Source organism: Methylobacterium dankookense (genome assembly GCF_902141855.1).
Taxonomy (GTDB): Bacteria; Pseudomonadota; Alphaproteobacteria; order Rhizobiales; family Beijerinckiaceae; genus Methylobacterium; species Methylobacterium dankookense.
The window spans coordinates 1-16,070 of record NZ_CABFVH010000015.1; the positions used below are offsets into that span (position 1 = coordinate 1).

At 72.4% G+C, this 16,070-nt stretch carries 18 protein-coding genes; 9 read left to right on the top strand and 9 right to left on the bottom strand.

Annotated elements, in window-relative coordinates:
• Positions 1–585 (top strand): DUF1236 domain-containing protein (locus MTDSW087_RS30795; protein ID WP_244948386.1); only part of this gene is annotated, 585 nt, incomplete at its 5' end.
• Between the two features lie 27 nt (positions 586–612).
• Here the strand turns inward: MTDSW087_RS30795 and hrcA are convergent.
• A complete protein-coding gene (hrcA, locus tag MTDSW087_RS13115; RefSeq protein ID WP_144764527.1) occupies positions 613–1,704 on the bottom strand; it encodes a heat-inducible transcriptional repressor HrcA in 1,092 nt (363 codons plus the stop codon).
• 251 nt (positions 1,705–1,955) lie between these two features.
• Here hrcA and MTDSW087_RS13120 point away from each other — a divergent pair, with 251 nt between their 5' ends.
• The 4 genes from MTDSW087_RS13120 to hemW all read left to right on the top strand — a co-directional run bounded on the left by MTDSW087_RS13120 (position 1,956) and on the right by hemW (position 4,888).
• The gene (locus MTDSW087_RS13120) at positions 1,956–2,255 is read left to right on the top strand and encodes a hypothetical protein (RefSeq protein WP_144764529.1); all 300 of its coding nucleotides are present in this window, start codon (positions 1,956–1,958) and stop codon (positions 2,253–2,255) included.
• An 82-nt stretch (positions 2,256–2,337) separates the two neighbouring features.
• Positions 2,338–3,054 carry a ribonuclease PH gene (rph, locus tag MTDSW087_RS13125; protein ID WP_144764531.1) on the top strand — a complete coding sequence of 239 codons (717 nt, stop codon included), beginning with the start codon at positions 2,338–2,340 and terminating at the stop codon, positions 3,052–3,054.
• Positions 3,051–3,680 carry an RdgB/HAM1 family non-canonical purine NTP pyrophosphatase gene (rdgB, locus tag MTDSW087_RS13130; RefSeq protein ID WP_144764533.1) on the top strand — a complete coding sequence of 210 codons (630 nt, stop codon included), beginning with the start codon at positions 3,051–3,053 and terminating at the stop codon, positions 3,678–3,680. Before rph ends, rdgB begins: the two co-directional genes overlap by 4 nt.
• A gap of 35 nt (positions 3,681–3,715) precedes the next feature.
• The gene (gene hemW / locus MTDSW087_RS13135) at positions 3,716–4,888 is read left to right on the top strand and encodes a radical SAM family heme chaperone HemW (RefSeq protein ID WP_144764535.1); all 1,173 of its coding nucleotides are present in this window, start codon (positions 3,716–3,718) and stop codon (positions 4,886–4,888) included.
• Positions 4,889–4,956: 68 nt separating this feature from the next.
• Here hemW and MTDSW087_RS13140 read toward each other — a convergent pair whose 3' ends face one another.
• Positions 4,957–6,174, bottom strand: coding sequence for a penicillin-binding protein activator (locus MTDSW087_RS13140; RefSeq protein WP_144764537.1), 1,218 nt, complete (start codon positions 6,172–6,174; stop codon positions 4,957–4,959).
• Between the two features lie 118 nt (positions 6,175–6,292).
• Here MTDSW087_RS13140 and rsmI point away from each other — a divergent pair, with 118 nt between their 5' ends.
• Entirely contained in the window at positions 6,293–7,252 is a 960-nt protein-coding gene (gene rsmI, locus MTDSW087_RS13145) for a 16S rRNA (cytidine(1402)-2'-O)-methyltransferase (protein WP_144764713.1), read from the top strand.
• A complete protein-coding gene (locus MTDSW087_RS13150; protein WP_186383829.1) occupies positions 7,239–7,625 on the top strand; it encodes a YraN family protein in 387 nt (128 codons plus the stop codon). The genes rsmI and MTDSW087_RS13150 overlap by 14 nt, the downstream gene beginning before the upstream one ends.
• 11 nt (positions 7,626–7,636) lie before the next feature.
• Here the strand turns inward: MTDSW087_RS13150 and MTDSW087_RS13155 are convergent, their stop codons facing one another.
• From MTDSW087_RS13155 to MTDSW087_RS13165, 3 genes are all read right to left on the bottom strand, one after another.
• A complete protein-coding gene (locus MTDSW087_RS13155) occupies positions 7,637–8,026 on the bottom strand; it encodes a response regulator (protein ID WP_144764541.1) in 390 nt (129 codons plus the stop codon).
• 300 nt (positions 8,027–8,326) lie between these two features.
• Positions 8,327–9,406: a L,D-transpeptidase family protein gene (locus MTDSW087_RS13160; RefSeq protein ID WP_144764543.1), complete on the bottom strand. Its 1,080-nt coding sequence runs from the start codon at positions 9,404–9,406 to the stop codon at positions 8,327–8,329.
• Positions 9,407–9,486: 80 nt separating this feature from the next.
• Positions 9,487–10,428, bottom strand: a complete 942-nt coding sequence (locus tag MTDSW087_RS13165; protein ID WP_373322001.1) for an extensin-like domain-containing protein — start codon at positions 10,426–10,428, stop codon at positions 9,487–9,489.
• 233 nt (positions 10,429–10,661) lie between these two features.
• Between MTDSW087_RS13165 and MTDSW087_RS13170 the strand changes: the two genes are divergently transcribed.
• Positions 10,662–12,734 (top strand): M3 family metallopeptidase, encoded by a 2,073-nt coding sequence (locus MTDSW087_RS13170; protein ID WP_144764545.1) that lies wholly within the window; start codon positions 10,662–10,664, stop codon positions 12,732–12,734.
• 93 nt (positions 12,735–12,827) lie between these two features.
• Entirely contained in the window at positions 12,828–13,667 is an 840-nt protein-coding gene (locus tag MTDSW087_RS13175; protein WP_144764547.1) for a hypothetical protein, read from the top strand.
• A 39-nt stretch (positions 13,668–13,706) separates the two neighbouring features.
• On the opposite strand, the gene MTDSW087_RS13180 is transcribed toward MTDSW087_RS13175, so the two are convergent.
• The 4 genes from MTDSW087_RS13180 to MTDSW087_RS13195 form a co-directional block, all read right to left on the bottom strand.
• The gene (locus tag MTDSW087_RS13180; RefSeq protein WP_144764549.1) at positions 13,707–13,928 is read right to left on the bottom strand and encodes a hypothetical protein; all 222 of its coding nucleotides are present in this window, start codon (positions 13,926–13,928) and stop codon (positions 13,707–13,709) included.
• Between the two features lie 238 nt (positions 13,929–14,166).
• Positions 14,167–15,066 (bottom strand): NAD(P)/FAD-dependent oxidoreductase, encoded by a 900-nt coding sequence (locus MTDSW087_RS13185; RefSeq protein WP_144764551.1) that lies wholly within the window; start codon positions 15,064–15,066, stop codon positions 14,167–14,169.
• Positions 15,067–15,188: 122 nt separating this feature from the next.
• The gene (grxD, locus tag MTDSW087_RS13190; protein ID WP_144764553.1) at positions 15,189–15,527 is read right to left on the bottom strand and encodes a Grx4 family monothiol glutaredoxin; all 339 of its coding nucleotides are present in this window, start codon (positions 15,525–15,527) and stop codon (positions 15,189–15,191) included.
• Between the two features lie 32 nt (positions 15,528–15,559).
• Entirely contained in the window at positions 15,560–16,066 is a 507-nt protein-coding gene (locus tag MTDSW087_RS13195; RefSeq protein WP_144764555.1) for a DUF29 domain-containing protein, read from the bottom strand.
• Positions 16,067–16,070 lie beyond the last annotated feature (4 nt).

Here is a 16,070-nt window from a genome sequence, read left to right on the forward strand (position 1 = left end):
GGCCCGGGCGGCGCCGGAGCAGGTGGCGGCGCTGCCGAGCGCGGAGGTGCTCCCGATCGTGGCGCCTCCGACCGCGGCGGCGCGGAGCGGGGCGGCCAGGGCCGGGATGCCGGCGAGCGTGGCACCTCCGACCGCGGTGGTGCCGAGCGTGGCGGTGCGGAGCGCGGCGGCCGCGAGGACGGCAAGGCGGGCGCCCGCGACGCGCAGGAGCGCGGCGGTCCGGGAGCCCGCGAGGGTCGGTCCGAGCGCGGTGGCGCCGAGCGTGGCGCGTCCGAGCGTGGCGCGTCCGAGCGCGGGGCCCGGGGCGGCGGCGAGGCACGCGGCGCGGTGAACCGGCTCGACACGACCAAGCGCACCGAGTTCCGGCAGTCGATCACCCGCACCGGCGTCAGCCGCGTCACCAACGTGAACTTCAGCCTGAATGTCGGCACGGCGATCCCGCGCTCGGTCTCGCTGCACCGCCTGCCGCCGGCCATCGTCAGCCTCGTGCCGGCCTACGAGGGCTACAGCTTCATCCTGGTGCGCGACGAGATCGTCATCATCGATCCCGACACCTACGAGATCGTGGACGTGATCCCGGCCTGAGCCGGCGGAATGCGAAGGCGGGGGGCGTCAGCGCCCCCCGTCGAGCAGCTTCGAGACCACCCGGGCGGTGTAGTCGACCATCGGCACGATGCGGGCGTAGTTGAGCCGCGTCGGGCCGATGACGCCGACCACGCCGACGATCTTCTGCGAGCCGTCGCGGAAGGGCGCGGCGATCATCGAGGAGCCGGAGAGCGAGAACAGCTTGTTCTCGGAGCCGATGAAGATCCGCACCCCGTCGCCGCCCTCGGCCCGGGCGAGGAGGTCGATCACGTCCTTCTGCGTCTCCAGGTCGTTGAAGAGCAGGCGGATCCGCTCGAGGTCCTCCACCGCGCGCAGGTCGTCGAGGAGGTTCGCCTGGCCGCGCACGATGAGCTGGCGCGCCTCGGAGGGACCCACCGAGGTGGCGAGCCCGGCATCGACGAGGCGCTCGGTGATGGCGTCGAGCTCGCGCTTCATCGCCTGCCGCTCGGCCTCGATATCGGCGCGCAGCGTGCCGAGGGTGCGGCCCTTCAGCCGCGCGTTGAGGTAGTTCGAGGCCTCCTGCAGGGCGCCCGCCGGCAGGCCGCGCGGCAGGTCGAGCAGGCGGTTCTCCACCGAGCCGTCGTCCGAGACGAGGACGACGAGGGCGCGCTCGGCATCGAGGCGCACGAACTCGATATGCTTGAGGTGCACGTTCGTCTTCGTGGTCAGCACCACGCCCGCGCCGCGCGAGATGCCCGAGAGGAGCGTCGAGGCCTCGGCGAGCGCCGTATCGAAGGTGTGGCGCGAGGCGGCGGCCCGCATCTGCGCCTCGATCCGCTCCTGCTCGTCCCGGCCGACATCGCCGAGCTCCAGCATCGCGTCCACGAAGAAGCGCAGGCCCTGCTCGGTCGGCAGCCGGCCCGCCGAGGTGTGGGGCGCGAAGATCAGCCCGGAATGCTCGAGATCCGACATCACGTTGCGGATCGAGGCGGGGGAGAGCGCCATCGGCAGGACGCGCGCGAGGTTGCGCGATCCCACCGGCTCGCCCGTGGTGAGATAGCTCTCGACGATCTGCCGGAAGATCTCGCGGGCGCGCTCGTTCAGAGCGTTGAGCGCGGGCCCGGAGGGCGGGGGGGTGAAGGTTGGGTGCTCGGTCACGGGTCGGATCCTGGTCCGGCATTGTGGGCGCGGGGGGGCGCGCGATCAATCGCCCCCGCGCCGCTCTCCCCGCCGCAGGGGCGCAATGTGACACGCAACGCCGTCGCGGCCGCTTCCGATGCGTTCAGGATAAACGCGAAGCGATGGGACGGAATGGCGCCGGCTCGCGTTTCAGTGATGAGGTGGCGGCTCCGGCCGGCCTCTCCGACATCGCGAATCGAAGCCAAGAACCGAGGATGGGAGTCCCACGCATGCGCTCTGGTGCCCGATCGATCCTGCCCAAGCTCGCCGCCGCCTTCGTGCTCTGCACCGGCCTCGGCCTCGCCGCCGCGCCCCGCGGCGCCGAGGCCGCGCCGCTCGCCGTGCCCGCCGTCGAGGCGCCGGACGCGCCCCTGGTCTCGGTGCGCCACGGCTGGGGTCACCGGCACCATGGCTGGGGCCACCGCCACCACGGCTACCACCGCGGCTGGCACCATCGCCGCCACTGGAACCACCACCGCGGATACCGCCACCATCACCACCACCACCGCCGCGGCTTCTACCGCTACTGAGCCCGTATGCGCCGGGGCGGGTTGCCGCCCGCCCCGGCGGCCCTTATGAGCCCGGCCTCGATCAGACATTGAGGAGCGGGTCATGCGGCCCTCGAAGCGCGCGGCCGACGAGCTGCGCAAGGTGACGCTGGAGCGCGCGGTGGCGCGCTACGCCGAGGGGTCCTGCCTCGTCAGCTTCGGCGAGACCAAGGTGCTCTGCACCGCCTCCCTGGAGGAGCGCGGGCCGCCCTGGCTGCGCGGCTCGGGCAAGGGCTGGGTCACGGCCGAGTATTCCATGCTGCCGCGGGCGACCCATACCCGCACCCGGCGCGAGCTCTCCTCCGGCAAGCCCTCGGGCCGCACCCAGGAGATCCAGCGCCTGATCGGCCGCAGCTTGCGCGCCGTCACCAACCTGCCCGCGCTCGGCGAGCGCCAGATCACGGTCGATTGCGACGTGATCCAGGCCGATGGCGGCACCCGCACCGCCGCGATCACCGGCGCCTGGGTGGCCCTGCACGATTGCTTCGCCTGGATGCGCGAGCGTTCGATCATCTCGGTCGACCCGCTGCGCGACCACGTCGCCGCCATCTCCTGCGGCATCGCCAAGGGCACGCCGGTGCTCGACCTCGACTATGCCGAGGATTCCGCGGCCGAGACGGATGCGAACTTCGTGATGACCGGCGCGGGTGGCCTCGTGGAGGTGCAGGGCACCGCCGAGGGCGCGCCCTTCTCCGAGGCGGAGCTCATCGAGCTCCTGCGGCTCGCCCGCGGCGGCGTGGCGCAGCTCGTCACCCTCCAGAAGCAGGCGATCGGATCGTGAGCCGCATCCTCTCGGGCAAGGTCGTCATCGCGACCCACAATGCCGGCAAGCTCGTGGAGATGCGCGAGCTTCTGGAGCCCTTCGGCGTCGAGGCGGTCTCGGCCGGCGATCTCGGCCTGCCTGAGCCGGACGAGACCGGCACGATGTTCGCCGAGAACGCCGCGATCAAGGCGCAGGCCGCGGCGCAGGCCTCCGGCCTGCCGGCCTTCGCCGACGATTCCGGCCTCTGCGTGAACGCACTCGACGGAGCGCCCGGCATCTTCTCCGCCCGCTGGGCCGGCGCCTCCAAGGACTTCTCCGGCGCGATGGCGCGGATCCTGGCCGAGCTCGACCGGCGCGGCGCCACGGATCGGCGCGCCCATTTCGTCTCCGCCCTGGTTCTCGCCTGGCCGGACGGCCATACCGAGCTGTTCGAGGGCCGCGTCTTCGGCGACCTCGTCGAGCCGCGCGGCACGGCCGGCTTCGGCTACGACCCGATGTTCCGCCCCGAGGGCTTCGATCGCACCTTCGGCGAGATCTCCTCAGCCGAGAAGCACGGGGTCGACTGGCAGAGCGGCAACGCCCTCTCGCACCGCGCCCGCGCCTTCGTGGCGCTCGCCGCCGCCTGCCTGCGGCGGCCGGGCTGATTGCGGCAGGATAAGCGGCTCCTCACATCGCAGCGATGACCATGCCACCGGACCACCCGACCCGCGATGCGGGCTTCGGGGTCTACCTGCACTGGCCGTTCTGCGCGGCCAAATGCCCGTATTGCGACTTCAACAGCCATGTCCGCCACGCGCCCGTGGACGAAGCGCGTTTCCTCGCGGCCTTCCGCGCCGAGATCGCGCATGTGGCTGCGCGCACGCCCGGGCGGCGGGTGACGAGCGTGTTCCTCGGCGGCGGCACGCCCTCGCTGATGCGGCCGGAGACGGTGGCGGGGCTGATCGAAGCGGTCGACGGTGCCTGGGGCATCCTGGGGGATGCCGAGATCACCCTCGAGGCCAACCCGTCGAGCGTCGAGGCCGGCCGTTTCGCCGGCTACAAGTTGGCGGGCGTCAACCGCGTCTCGCTCGGCGTCCAGGCCTTCGACGACGTCTCGCTGAAGAAGCTCGGCCGGCTGCACGACGCCGCTGAAGCCTTCGCGGCGATCCGGGTGGCGCAGACGCATTTCGCGCGCACCTCCTTCGACCTGATCTATGCCAGGCCCGGCCAGACGCCCGCGGCGTGGCGGGCGGAACTGACGGAGGCGCTGGCGCGCGCTGCCGAGCATCTCTCGCTCTATCAGCTCACCATCGAGCCGGGCACGCCGTTCTTCGGCCTCGCCGCCGCCGGCAAGCTGGTGCCGCCGGACGAGGAGAGCGCGCGCATCCTCTACGACGTGACGCAGGAGGTCTGCGCGGGCGCCGGGCTCCCGGCCTACGAGATCTCGAACCACGCACGGCCCGGCGCCGAATCGCGGCACAACCTGCTCTACTGGCGCTACGGCGAGTATGCCGGCATCGGCCCCGGCGCGCATGGCCGCCTGGTCACCGCGGAGGGCCGCATCGGCACCGTCACCGAGCGCGCGCCGGAAGCCTGGCTCGCCCGCGTGGAGGGCGCGGGCCACGGCATCGCCGAGACCGAGACGCTCTCCGAAGCCGACCAGGGCGACGAGTTCCTGATGATGGGCCTGCGCCTGTCCGAGGGCATCGACCCGGACCGCTACGCCGCTCTGAAGGGCCGGCCGCTCGACCGGGCCCGGCTCGACGCCCTCGTCGCGGACGGGCTGGTGGCGCGCCTCGCCTCGGGCCGCATCGCGGCGACGCCGCGCGGCGCGCCGGTCCTGAACGCCCTGGTCGCCGAACTCGCAGCCTGAAATCCGAGGATTCCAAAGGGATCATCCCTTTGGCGGGGTCCGGGGCAGCGCCCCGGTATTCTCCGTGATCAGGTCCCGGGCTTGGCCAGCGCCCGCGGGGCCGGGCTCACCACGGTCACGGCGTTGTTGCGGATCTCGTAGACGGCCAGCGCCCGCTCGCTCAGGCCCTCGGGCCGCAGGCGGAAGGTGCCGTCGACCCCGGCGAAGCCCGCGCCCGTCGTCAGCGTCGGCTCCGCGAAGCGCTGCGAGCCGTATTGCCGCGCCAGGGCGGCGGCCAGGGACACCGCGTCGAAGGCGAGCGAGGCGACCCGCGGCGGGTTGGTGCCGTAGCGGGCTTGGTAGCGCCCGGCGAAGGCGGTGAAGCCGGCCGTGTCCGGGGCGGCGAAGCGGCCGCCCTGCAGCGCCGGAAGGGCGAAGAGCCGCGGCTCGTTCCAGACCGCGGTGCCGACCGGGCGCACGCGCGCGGGCGAGAACCCCGCCTTCATCAACGCCGCCGAGACGGCGGGCAAGCCCTCCGCGGTCTCGGGCAGGAACAGGGCGTCGGCCTGCGGGGCGGGGCCGCCGATGACGGAGGCGAGCCGCTCCACCGCGGGGCCGGGCTGGCCGGGCGCATAGCGCTCGATCCCGGCGAGGCGCGCGCCCTTGCGGGCCACCGCCTCGCGGAACTGGGCCTCGACCGCGTTGCCGTAGGCGCTCTCGGGGATCAGCGCCGCGAAGGAGCGCTTGCCGCCGGCCACGGACTCGTCGACGATCCGGTCCACCTCCGTCTGCGGCAGGAAGCTGAGCAGGTAGACGCCGCGCGCCGCCACGGTCGCGTCCGTCGAGAAGGCGATCACCGGCTTGCCCGCATTGCGCGCGGGCATGGCGGCGGCCTGGACGTTGGCCGCGAAGAGCGGGCCGAGCACGAGGTCGGCGCCCTCGGCGATGGCGGCCTGCGTGGCCTCGCGGGCGCCGTCGGGCGAGCCGCGGTCGTCCTTCACCAGGATCTGCAGGTCGGGCTGATGGAACTCCTCGTAGGCGAGTTCGGCGGCGTTGCGCATCGCCGCGCCGACCTGGGCGCCCGGCCCGGTCAGCGGCAGCACGAGCGCCACCTTCACCGAGCCGGCGCCGATGGAGCCGGGCTGGCCCGCGGGGCCCGGCACCGCGGTCGGGGGAAGCTCCGCCTGCTGCGGGGGCGCTTGGCGGACCGTGCGCGGCCCGTCCGGGCCCGAGAGGCAGCCGCCGAGGGCGAACAGGCCCGCACAGAGCACGGCGAGGCGTGAAGCGGGAATGCGTGAGCGCGCCATCGCAGGTCTCCCTCGCCGGACGAAACGTCCCGCCACGCTGAAGCCCAACCTGTGAAAAGGCAACGCGGGCACGGGATTCATGCCAATTTCCCACAGCAGCCGTGGCATTGTGGCCATGATGACCGAGCGATCCGACCCCGCCCGCCGCCCTGGCTCGCCGCCCCGCCGCGAGGCGCCTGCGACCTTCACCGCCTTCGGCCTCGCCAGCGAGGCCGAGCCGCTCGCGCCCGGATTGCACGTGGTGGCGACGCCGATCGGCAACCTGCGCGACATCACCATCCGCGCGCTCGCGACGCTGGCCGCGGCCGACGCGGTGCTCGCCGAGGACACCCGCGTCACCCGGACCCTGCTCGCCCATTACGGGATCACGACCCCGCTCATGGCCTATCACGAGCACTCGACGGAGAGCGTCCGCGAGCGGATGGTCGAGCGCCTGCGCGAAGGGCAGGCGCTCGCCCTCGTCTCGGATGCCGGCACGCCGCTGGTCTCGGATCCCGGCTTCAAGCTGGTTCTCGCCGCGATCGAGGCCGGCATCCCGGTGACGCCGGTGCCGGGCGCCTCGGCGGTGATGACCGCCCTCGTCGCCGCCGGCCTGCCGACCGACCGCTTCTTCTTCGAGGGCTTCCTGCCGCAGAAGGGGGGCGCCCGGCGCAACCGCCTCGCCGAGCTCGGGCAGCTTCCGGGCACGCTGGTCCTGTTCGAGTCGCCCCACCGCTTGCCCGACATGCTGGCGGATGCCGTCACGGTGCTCGGGCCCGAGCGGCCGGCGGCGGTGACGCGTGAGCTGACCAAGCTCTACGAGACCATCCGGCGCGGCACGCTGGGCGATCTCAGTGCCGCCTTCGCGGCGGAGGGGGCGCCCAAGGGCGAGATCGTGGTGCTGATCGGCGCCGGCCCCGAGGACGCGCCGGACGACGGCGACCCGGATGCCCTCGACGCGGCGCTGAGGGCGGCGCTTGCCGAGCACTCGGTGAAGGATGCGGCGAGCCTCGTCGCGGCGCGGACGGGCCGCAAGCGCCGCCTCGTCTATGCCCGCGCCGTCGAGCTCGCCCGGACGGGATCCGATGACCCTGCCTGAGGCTGCGGCGGCGCGCCGCCGGGCCACGGAGCTGCGCGGGCGGCGTGCCGAATGGCTGGCGCTCGGCGCGCTGGTGCTGAAGGGCTACCGGCCGCTCGCCCTGCGCATGGCGGCTGGCGGCGGCGAGATCGACCTGATCGTGCGCCGCGGCGGCACCATCGCCTTCGTGGAGGTGAAGGCGCGCGCGAGCCTCGACGACGCGCGCGGGGCGATCGGCGCGGTCAAGCGGCGGCGCTTCTCGAAGGCGGTTCGGGTCTGGCTCGCGCGGAACCCGGCTTGCGCCGGGCTGACGCTACGCGCGGACGCGGTCTTCGTCGGGCGCGGGCGTTGGCCGGAGCACCGGCCGGACGCGTTCCCGATCGAGGGGCTCTGATCGGCCGGCCGTCAGCCGGCCCTGCCCTTGATCGCGCCGATCAGGGTCCGCTTCAGGTCGGACTGGCTGAAGGGCTTCTGCACCACCGGGCGGTCGCGGAACGGCTCGCGGATGCCGGCACCGCCGTAGCCGGTGGAGAAGACGAGCGGCAGGTCGCGCTGAGCGATGGCTTCCGCGACCGGGTAGATCGGCTCGCCCGCGACGTTCACGTCGAGGATCGCGATGTCGAAGGTCTCAGTGCCCGCCATCTCGAGGGCGGTGGCGAGACGCGCCGCCGGCCCGACCACGTCGCAGCCGAAATCGAGGAGCATGTCCTCGAGAAGCATCGAGATCGCGGCCTCGTCCTCGACGACGAGCACGCGGATGCCCTGGAGAAGGTTCTCTGTCGGTTCCGCACTCACGCCGAGATATCTTCCCTTGGATCCGTCCCGTTCCGAGCCTCCGGCGAGGCCCGAATCCCTGCCGGAGCGGTTCGTCCACGACCCCGGAAGCATGATCCCGCGAAGCTTTCGGCCCGCGGGATCGCCTGAGCCGTCGCCCGGATGGAGGGGTATGTCAAGCGGCTCCGGCTTCCATCGATGCGGCGTGTTCGCGTCAATGTTACGCAGCGATACATTTATGGGCGGCCGATGCGGCGCAGCATCGCCCCTAGTCTAACCTAGGTTGGAAGAATGGGCGGGGGCGCCGACCTGTTGCCATGCTCAGCCGTCCTTGAACGCGACTGTCGCGCCCTTGGCGACGTGGCGGCCGAGTTCCCGTGCGCTCCAGTTGGTGAGGCGGATGCAGCCGTGCGACTCGGTCTTGCCGACCTTCTCCGGCTCGGGCGTGCCGTGGATGCCGTAGGAGTCGATGGCGAGGTCGATCCAGACCGCGCCGACGGGATTGTTCGGCCCCGGCCTGATGGTGAACTTCTCGCGCGCCTTCACGCCCTTGAACGCGTATTTCGGATTGTAGGTGTAGGTCGGGTCGAAGGCGACGCGGGTCACCTTGGTCTCGCCGCTCGGGGCCGGCTTCTCGGCGCTGCCGATCGAGGCCGGATAGAAGGCGAAGAGCTTGCCGGTCGTGTCGTAGGCGCGCAGGTCGCGGCTGCCCTTGTCGATCTCGATCCGGTCGACCTTCGGCTCCTCGGGCAGCTCCTTGGCGTTCGGCCGCCCGCTGCCCATCGGGGTCACGGCGGCCACGAGGAGCACGGTGCCCGTCTTGTCGAAGGATTTTCCGGGGTTGAGCGCGCTGAGCAGGTCGCGGCTCATGTGGAAGCGCTCGGCCAGCATCTCCCGGGCATTGGTGTAGCCGAGATCGTCGAGATCGGCCTGATCCTCCAGCTTCGCCGGGATGCGCGGCACGAACTCGGTCTTCGCGTCCGCCTCCGTCACCGTGTACTCGGTGACGGCCGGTCCGGAATCGGCCTGCAGCTTGGCGAGGATCTCCGGCGTCGGCCCCTGCGCCTCCGGCAGCCCTTGAGCCTGCGCGTAGGCCTTCAGCGCGCGCCGCATGTTGTCGCCGTCCTTGCCGTCGATGGCGCCGGGCGAGAACCGGGCCCGGTCGAGCAGGATCTGGACCTTCACGAGGAGCGGGTCCGGCCGCTCGGCCTTCGCCGCCTTCCGCTTCCTGTCCGCTTCCCTCTGCGGCAGGGCGGCGCCGTTGATGGCCTCCGCGGTGAGGGGCGGCGCCTCGGGGGCCTCGGGTCTCTTGCGCGCCTCGGCGATCCCCGTGAATCCAGCGAGCACGAGGGCGGCCAGGGGGAGGCCCAACCCGGCCCGCGACGGGAACCCGCGCATCATCGCCGTTCGACTCCGGGAGCCACACGCTCCGCCGCCTCAAGCTCCGGCGGGCGCGAAGCGTTCCGTCCGCTCCGCGGCGCTCACTGACACAGACGGTGGCCGTTGCTCCGCTCGCGCTCGTCGAGATGGAGGTGGTTGGCATGCGCCGCGTTCGAGCCCGGTCCCAGCACCGTGCGGAAGAAGGCGCAGGCCTTGCCGCGCACCGCATCGAGGAAGCGGCCTTCCTCCGAGCCCGCCGGCTGCGCCGCCACGGGCAGGCTTGCGCGTCCCTCGGTCCCGAAGCTCATCACGTCGATGCCATTGGCGAAGGCGTGCTCGCTGAGCTTGGCGTCGAGGTCGTGGTTCTGGCCGCGGCACTCGTAGGAGGTGCCGACGACGATCGTGCGCAGGGGGCGCTTCAACTCGCGCTCGGCGATCGCCTCGACCTCGGTGGCCCAGCGCGCCAGGGCCTCGGCGGCGACGCAGGTGAGGATGGCCGATTGCGGCAGGGCGACGCCTTCGAGGGCCGTCACCTTCAGGGGCAGCGGCGCGCCGCACTGGCCGCTGCTGAGCGGCGGAAGCGGCTCGAAGGCGACGCCGAGGCGCTTCAGCCGCGCGCGGCAGGCCGTGTCGTCCGGAGGCGCGACCTTGAGGGCGAGCGCCGCCTCGCCGGAGAGTTCCGGCGGACGGGCCGGGGGCAGGGGCGCCGGCTCGGCCGGCTTGGGGGCTTCCTTACCGGCTTCCTGAGTCTCCGCCGGCTTCGGCGCCTCTGCGGCCGGTGCCGGCTTGAGCTCCGCCGGGCGCTCGGGCGGCTGCGGGGGCGCCTGGAGCGCCTCGCCGGGCGGCGGGGGCGGCGTCAGCTCCTGCGGGCGCTCCGGCGGCGCGGGCGGGGGCAGGGGGACGCTGGCGGGCGGATGGTCCTGAGGCGCCGCCGCGCAGGGCAGGGCGAGCATTGCCGCGACGCAGGTGCCGGCCGCGAGGCGCGCCAGGATCTTCCACGAATGTCCCCTCGTCGCGCCCTTCCGCGCCCGCCCCTGATGCATCGCGTCCCCCTCGCACCGCATCCCGGGGGCCAGGGCCGCCGACTCGGTCTCGGCGGCAACGCTGCCGAACCGGTGATGGCTCCGCCATGCGCGGCTCCAGCCTTCTTGACGCGCTCGCGCGCCGGACCGGTAGCCACCCCGGCGGCGGGCGCGCTAGGGTCCGACATCTTTGCGGTCGGCGCGGTGGACACCCATCTCGATGCCCGACACGGACGACCAGGACGAGGACCGGAATGACGAAGGCCAGCGCAGGGCTTCCCACGCTCGATGCCGAGAACCCCTTCTCGCAGGACGGATGGGGCACGCCCTACGAGTTGCCGCCCTTCGAGCGGATCCGGCCCGAGCATTACCGCCCGGCCTTCGATGCGGCGATCGCCGCGCACGCGGCCGAGGTCGCGGCGATCGCGGGCTCGTCCGAGGCGCCGCGCTTCGCCAACACGGTGGCCGCGATGGAGCGCGCCGGGCTCGCCCTCGATCGGGTAGCCGGCGTCTTCTACAACCTCACCGGCAGCCACACGAACCCGGATCTCCAGGCGATCGAGCGCGAGACCGGCCCGAAGCTCGCCCGCCACGGCAGCGCGATCTACCTCAATGCCGAGCTGTTGGCGCGCATCTCCGCGGTCGATCCCGAGGCCGAGGGGCTCGACGAGGAGGAGCGGCGCGTGCTCGCGCGCTACCGCACGCGCTTCCGCCGCGCCGGCGCCGACCTCGCGCCGGAGGCCAAGGCGCGCATGGCCGAGATCGCGGCGCGCCTCTCCGAGCTCGGCACCCGCTTCAGCCAGAACCTGCTCGCCGACGAGAGCGCCTTCGTGCTGCCGCTGGAGGGCGAGGACGACCTCGCCGGCCTGCCGCCCTTCCTGCGCGCGGCCGCAGCGAGCGCGGCGCAGGAGCGCGGCCTCAGCGGCCATGTCGTCACCCTGTCGCGCTCGCTGATCGAGCCCTTCCTCGTCTCCTCGACGCGGCGCGACCTGCGCGAGCGCGCCTACGAGGCCTGGACCCGCCGCGGCGAGTCGGGCGGCGAGACCGACAACCGGGCGATCATCCGCGAGATCGTGCAGCTGCGCGCCGAGCGGGCGCGGCTCCTCGGCTACGCGAGCTTCGCCCATTACAAGCTCGACGACACCATGGCGGCGAGCCCGGAAGCGGCCACCGCCCTCCTCTCCGAGGTCTGGGCCCCGGCCCAGAAGCGGGCGGCCCTGGAGCGCGGGCGCCTGCAGGAGATCGTGGCGCGCGAGGGCGGCAACTTCGCCCTCCAGGCCCATGATTGGCGCCACTATGCCGAGAAGCTGCGGCGCGCCGAGCACGACCTCGACGAGGGCGAGATCAAGGCCTACCTGCCGCTGGACGGCATGATCCAGGCCGCCTTCGACACGGCCTCGCGCCTCTTCGGCCTCCGGTTCGAGGAACTCGCCGAGGTGCCGCGCTACCATCCGGACGTGCGCGTCTGGCGCGTCTCGAACGCGGACGGCTCCGAGGTCGGGCTGTTCCTGGGCGACTACTTCGCCCGCGCCTCGAAGCGCTCGGGCGCCTGGATGAGCGCCTTCCGCTCGCAGGAGCGCCTGACCGGCACGGTGACGCCGATCATCGTGAACGTGATGAACTTCGCCAAGGCCCCGCAGGGCGAGGTGCCGCTGCTCTCCTTCGACGACGCGCGCACCCTGTTCCACGAATTCGGCCACGCGCTCCACGGCCTGCTCTCGGACGTGACCTATCCGCTGCTGGCCGGCACCGCCGTCTCCGGCGACTTCGTGGAGCTGCCCTCGCAGCTCTACGAGCACTGGCTGGAGCAGCCGGAGGTCCTGCGGGCGCATGCCCGGCACCACCGGACCGGCGAGCCGATGCCCGAGAACCTGCTGAAGAAGCTGCTGGCGGCCCGCACCTTCAACCAGGGCTTCGCCACGGTGGAGTACACGGCCTCCGCCATCGTCGACATGACGCTGCACCTCTCGGCCGCGGGCGAGGGCGGGCTCGACGTGCTCGCCTTCGAGGCGGAGGCCCTGAACCGCATCGCCATGCCCGGCGAGATCGGCATGCGCCACCGCAGCCCGCATTTCGCGCATATCTTCTCGGGCGACGGCTATGCCGCCGGCTACTACAGCTATCTCTGGTCCGAGGTGCTCGACGCGGACGCCTTCGACGCCTTCAAGGAGGCGGGCGACATCTTCGATCCGGAGACGGCCAAGCGCCTGCGCACCTACGTCTACGGGGCCGGGAACCTGCGCGACCCGCGCGAGGCCTACACCCTGTTCCGCGGCCGCCTGCCGAGCACCGGCCCGCTGCTGCGCAAGCGGGGGCTCGCCGCCTGATCCGCGCGGCCGTCATGGTAACGGTTCGGTAAAGAAGCGTCCTTAACCAATGCTTTCGCGGGCATCCGCGCGGGCGGGGTGCGAGGACGAGCGATGACGAGCAAAGCCACGGAAGCGGCCTCGGCCGGCGCGAAGGCCGAGACCCAGGCCGCCCTCTCTCCCGAGGCGCTGCTGAAGGCCGTGGTCACCGGCGGCCGGGCCGAGGCGCCCGCCGCCGCGGCGCGGCGCCGGCTGGACCCGCTCCTGATGGCCGTCGGCGGTGGCGCGCTGGCCCTCGGCCTGATCTGCGGCGCCGGCCTCACCGCGGCCTCGTTGCCGCGCCCCGAGCGCACCGAGGGCCTCGCCGAGATGCAGTCCGGCATCGACGCGGCGCGCGCCGAGACGGCGCGGGTCGCCAGCGAGGTCGAGCGCCTCGTGCGCGCGGTGTCGGCCGTCCAGGACGCAGCCGAGAGCGGGCGCAAGGAATCCGGCACCCGCAGCGCCGCCCTGTCCGAGCGCGTGGGCAAGGCCGAGCAGGCCCTCTCCGCCAAGTTCGCCACCCTCTCCGAGCGCGTCGAGCAGGCGGAGCGCGAGGCGGCCGCCCGATTCGCGGCGCTGAGCGGCCAGATCGAGAAGCAGCGGGCCGCGGCCCCGGCCCCCGTGGCGCCCGTCGCGGCCAAGGTCGAGCCGGCCAAGGCGGAGCCGATGAAGGCCGAGCCCGTCCAGACGGGCAGCATCGAGCCGAAGAAGGACAAGCCCCCGGTCATCGAGACCTGGGCGGTGCGCGATGTCTATGACGGGATGGCGATCCTGGAGGACCGGCGGCGGCGCCTCGTGGAGGTGGGGCCGGGCGGTGCGGTGCCGGGCGTCGGGCGCGTCGAGGGCATCGAGCGGCGCGGTCGCGAATGGATCGTGGTGACGCGTCAGGGATTGATCACGCCGCAGGCGTGGTGACCGCAGACGGCTCCCGACCGCGCGCGGCGGAGAGCGGGCTCAGGTCGCCGAGATCGGCGTGACGGCGAGGTCGTCCGCCCCGCCGAGGGGATGGCGCACCTCGAGCGTCGTGGGATCGGCGAGCAGCGATGCGCGCTTGGCCCGGCGCCGGCCATGGGTGAGGGCGCGGACGCGCTCGGCCCGCGTCGGATGCAGGATCGCCGCGAGGAGAGCCTGGCCCTCGAAGGCGGTATCGAGATTCTTGGATTCGAAGACGGGCATGGCCGGCCTTGCAAAGCTGCGGTGAGCGAACGCTACGCGCCCGGACAACCTGGGCTGTTGGTGCGTAACGGGCAGAACCTGAACAAGTTCCGAAAGATTTCGGACGCTGACGATTTTTTAAGGATTGCATCGCCACGGCCGCGCTGCGGTGCGCAGTCGCACACGGGCCCCGCGCGGCGGGAGATCTCCAGACTACGCAGCCCTGGCCCAAGATTTCGCAAAGGTTAATGACGGGTGCTCAGCGGGTGTCCTCGCGCAGGAGATCCGTGTTGGCGGCGAAGGCCGCCATCGCGCCCTCTGCCGCGGCGACCACCGCGAACTGCACCCGCCGCGAGGCGTCGCCCGCCACGTAGAGGCCGGGCACGTTGGTGTTCTCGTAGTCGCCGGTCGGAACGGTGCCGGTGGGCCCGAGCTCGCAGCCGAGCCCCGCGATCAGGTCGGAGGGGCGGCAGCCCTCGGGCATCAGGAACACCGCCCGGCAGGGAATCGTCGTCCCGTCCGCGAAGTCGAGGCGGCTCGGCATCCGGTCCGTGCCGGTGAGGCGCCGGATCGGCGTCTCGGACACCCTGACGCCGTTGCGGGCGAGGCGGTCGCGATCCTCGTCCGAGAGCTCCGTCGGCAAGCCGTGCGTGCAGAGCGTGACCTCGCGGCTCCAGGCCGAGAGTTCCAGGGCGAAGCCCTTGGCGCCCCGTCCGTGGCCATAGGCGACGATCGGCTGGTCCGCGGCCTCGTAGCCGTCGCAATAGGGGCAGGAATGCACCCCGGTGCCCCAGAAGGTGGCGAATCCCTCGATCTCGGGCAGGTCCTGGTGCAGGCCCGTGGCGAGGATCAGGCGGCGGCCCCGCGCCGTGCCGCCATCCGAGAGGTCGACGGCGAAGCCATGGTCGAGGCGGTGCGCGGCCACCACCTCGACGCTCCGCCGCTCGACGGTGGGGTAGCGGTCGAGGTCGGCATGGGCGTGGCGGCGCAGCTCGGCCGGGGGCGTGCCGTCGCGGGTGAAGACGCCCCAGGTCAGCGGCGTCGCGGCGTTGCGGGGCCTGCCCAGGTCGCAGAGCAGGACCTTGCGGCGGCAGCGCCCGAGGATGAGGGCGGCGTTGAGCCCGGCCGGGCCGCCGCCCACGATGATCACGTCGTACATCCGCGCGGCCCGGAGAAGCGAAGTCTTCGGGCAAACGGATACGGGCGCCGAGGTTTCCGTCGCCCGCCCATGAAAAAGGGCGCTCGCGCGCCCTGATCCGTTCCCGCGTGGGGACGCTCGCCTCAGGCGGCGGCGGTCTTCACCGGCACGCCCTTCTCGGCGAGGAAGGTCTGCAGCTCGCCCGACTGGAACATCTCGCGGGTGATGTCGCAGCCGCCGACGAACTCGCCCTTCACGTAGATCTGCGGGATGGTCGGCCAGTTCGAATAGGCCTTGATGCCCTCGCGGATGTTCTGGTCGGCGAGCACGTTCACGCCCTTGAAGGGCACGCCGAGGTAGTTGAGGATCTGTACGACCTGGCCCGAGAAGCCGCATTGCGGCATCTGCGGCGTGCCCTTCATGAACACGACCACGTCCTGGGACTTGATCTCGTTCTCGATCGTGGCGTTGACGTCGGACATGTGTCTGATCCCTGTTTTCCTTGAACCGTGATCTAGTGACGATCTGGCCCCGTGTCCAACGCCTCAGCGAGACGCTGCAAGGCCCGATCCATGTCGAAATCCGGGGATACCAGTTCCTCCGGCGCGAACGGCATCGCGTTCGGCAATCCGCGAACGAGACGGTCGCCGAACATCGTCAGCTGGGCTTCGGCCTGCGCCATGGCGGCGGTCCAGAGGTCCTGCCAGTCGATCCGCTGACGCATTGATGGACGGTAGTTCTTCCGGGCCGTCCGGAGGAAAACGAGCACCTCTGAACGCCAGGATTGGGTCGACTGCGCGTTCGGCGCCGACAGGTATTTGAGGATGTGGATCAGGGCGAGCCGGAGGGCGCTGTCGACGCTGTCGATCTGGGACCGCCCTACGCTCTCGATCTCCTCGGCGATGTTCTCCCAATCGACCGCGTTCGACAGATCGCTGCGCGCGCCGAGCACGCGCAGGGCGGCGGCCTGTTCCTCGGCCCAGGTCACGATGTCGTCGTCGTAGAGGCTCGGTCGGTCCATCGGG

Excerpts from the sequence above, each read along its gene's own strand:
- grxD (WP_144764553.1), bottom strand. The coding sequence starts at position 15,527 with ATGTCCGACGTCAACGCCACGATCGAGAACGAGATCAAGTCCCAGGAC.
- MTDSW087_RS13175 (WP_144764547.1), top strand. The coding sequence starts at position 12,828 with ATGACGAGCAAAGCCACGGAAGCGGCCTCGGCCGGCGCGAAGGCCGAG.
- MTDSW087_RS13180 (WP_144764549.1), bottom strand. The coding sequence starts at position 13,928 with ATGCCCGTCTTCGAATCCAAGAATCTCGATACCGCCTTCGAGGGCCAG.
- hemW (WP_144764535.1), top strand. The coding sequence starts at position 3,716 with ATGACCATGCCACCGGACCACCCGACCCGCGATGCGGGCTTCGGGGTC.
- MTDSW087_RS13150 (WP_186383829.1), top strand. The coding sequence starts at position 7,239 with ATGACCCTGCCTGAGGCTGCGGCGGCGCGCCGCCGGGCCACGGAGCTG.
- MTDSW087_RS13120 (WP_144764529.1), top strand. The coding sequence starts at position 1,956 with ATGCGCTCTGGTGCCCGATCGATCCTGCCCAAGCTCGCCGCCGCCTTC.
- rph (WP_144764531.1), top strand. The coding sequence starts at position 2,338 with ATGCGGCCCTCGAAGCGCGCGGCCGACGAGCTGCGCAAGGTGACGCTG.
- MTDSW087_RS13140 (WP_144764537.1), bottom strand. The coding sequence starts at position 6,174 with ATGGCGCGCTCACGCATTCCCGCTTCACGCCTCGCCGTGCTCTGTGCG.
- MTDSW087_RS13160 (WP_144764543.1), bottom strand. The coding sequence starts at position 9,406 with ATGATGCGCGGGTTCCCGTCGCGGGCCGGGTTGGGCCTCCCCCTGGCC.
- MTDSW087_RS13185 (WP_144764551.1), bottom strand. The coding sequence starts at position 15,066 with ATGTACGACGTGATCATCGTGGGCGGCGGCCCGGCCGGGCTCAACGCC.
- MTDSW087_RS13165 (WP_373322001.1), bottom strand. The coding sequence starts at position 10,428 with ATGCATCAGGGGCGGGCGCGGAAGGGCGCGACGAGGGGACATTCGTGG.
- MTDSW087_RS13195 (WP_144764555.1), bottom strand. The coding sequence starts at position 16,066 with ATGGACCGACCGAGCCTCTACGACGACGACATCGTGACCTGGGCCGAG.
- rsmI (WP_144764713.1), top strand. The coding sequence starts at position 6,293 with ATGACCGAGCGATCCGACCCCGCCCGCCGCCCTGGCTCGCCGCCCCGC.
- MTDSW087_RS13170 (WP_144764545.1), top strand. The coding sequence starts at position 10,662 with ATGACGAAGGCCAGCGCAGGGCTTCCCACGCTCGATGCCGAGAACCCC.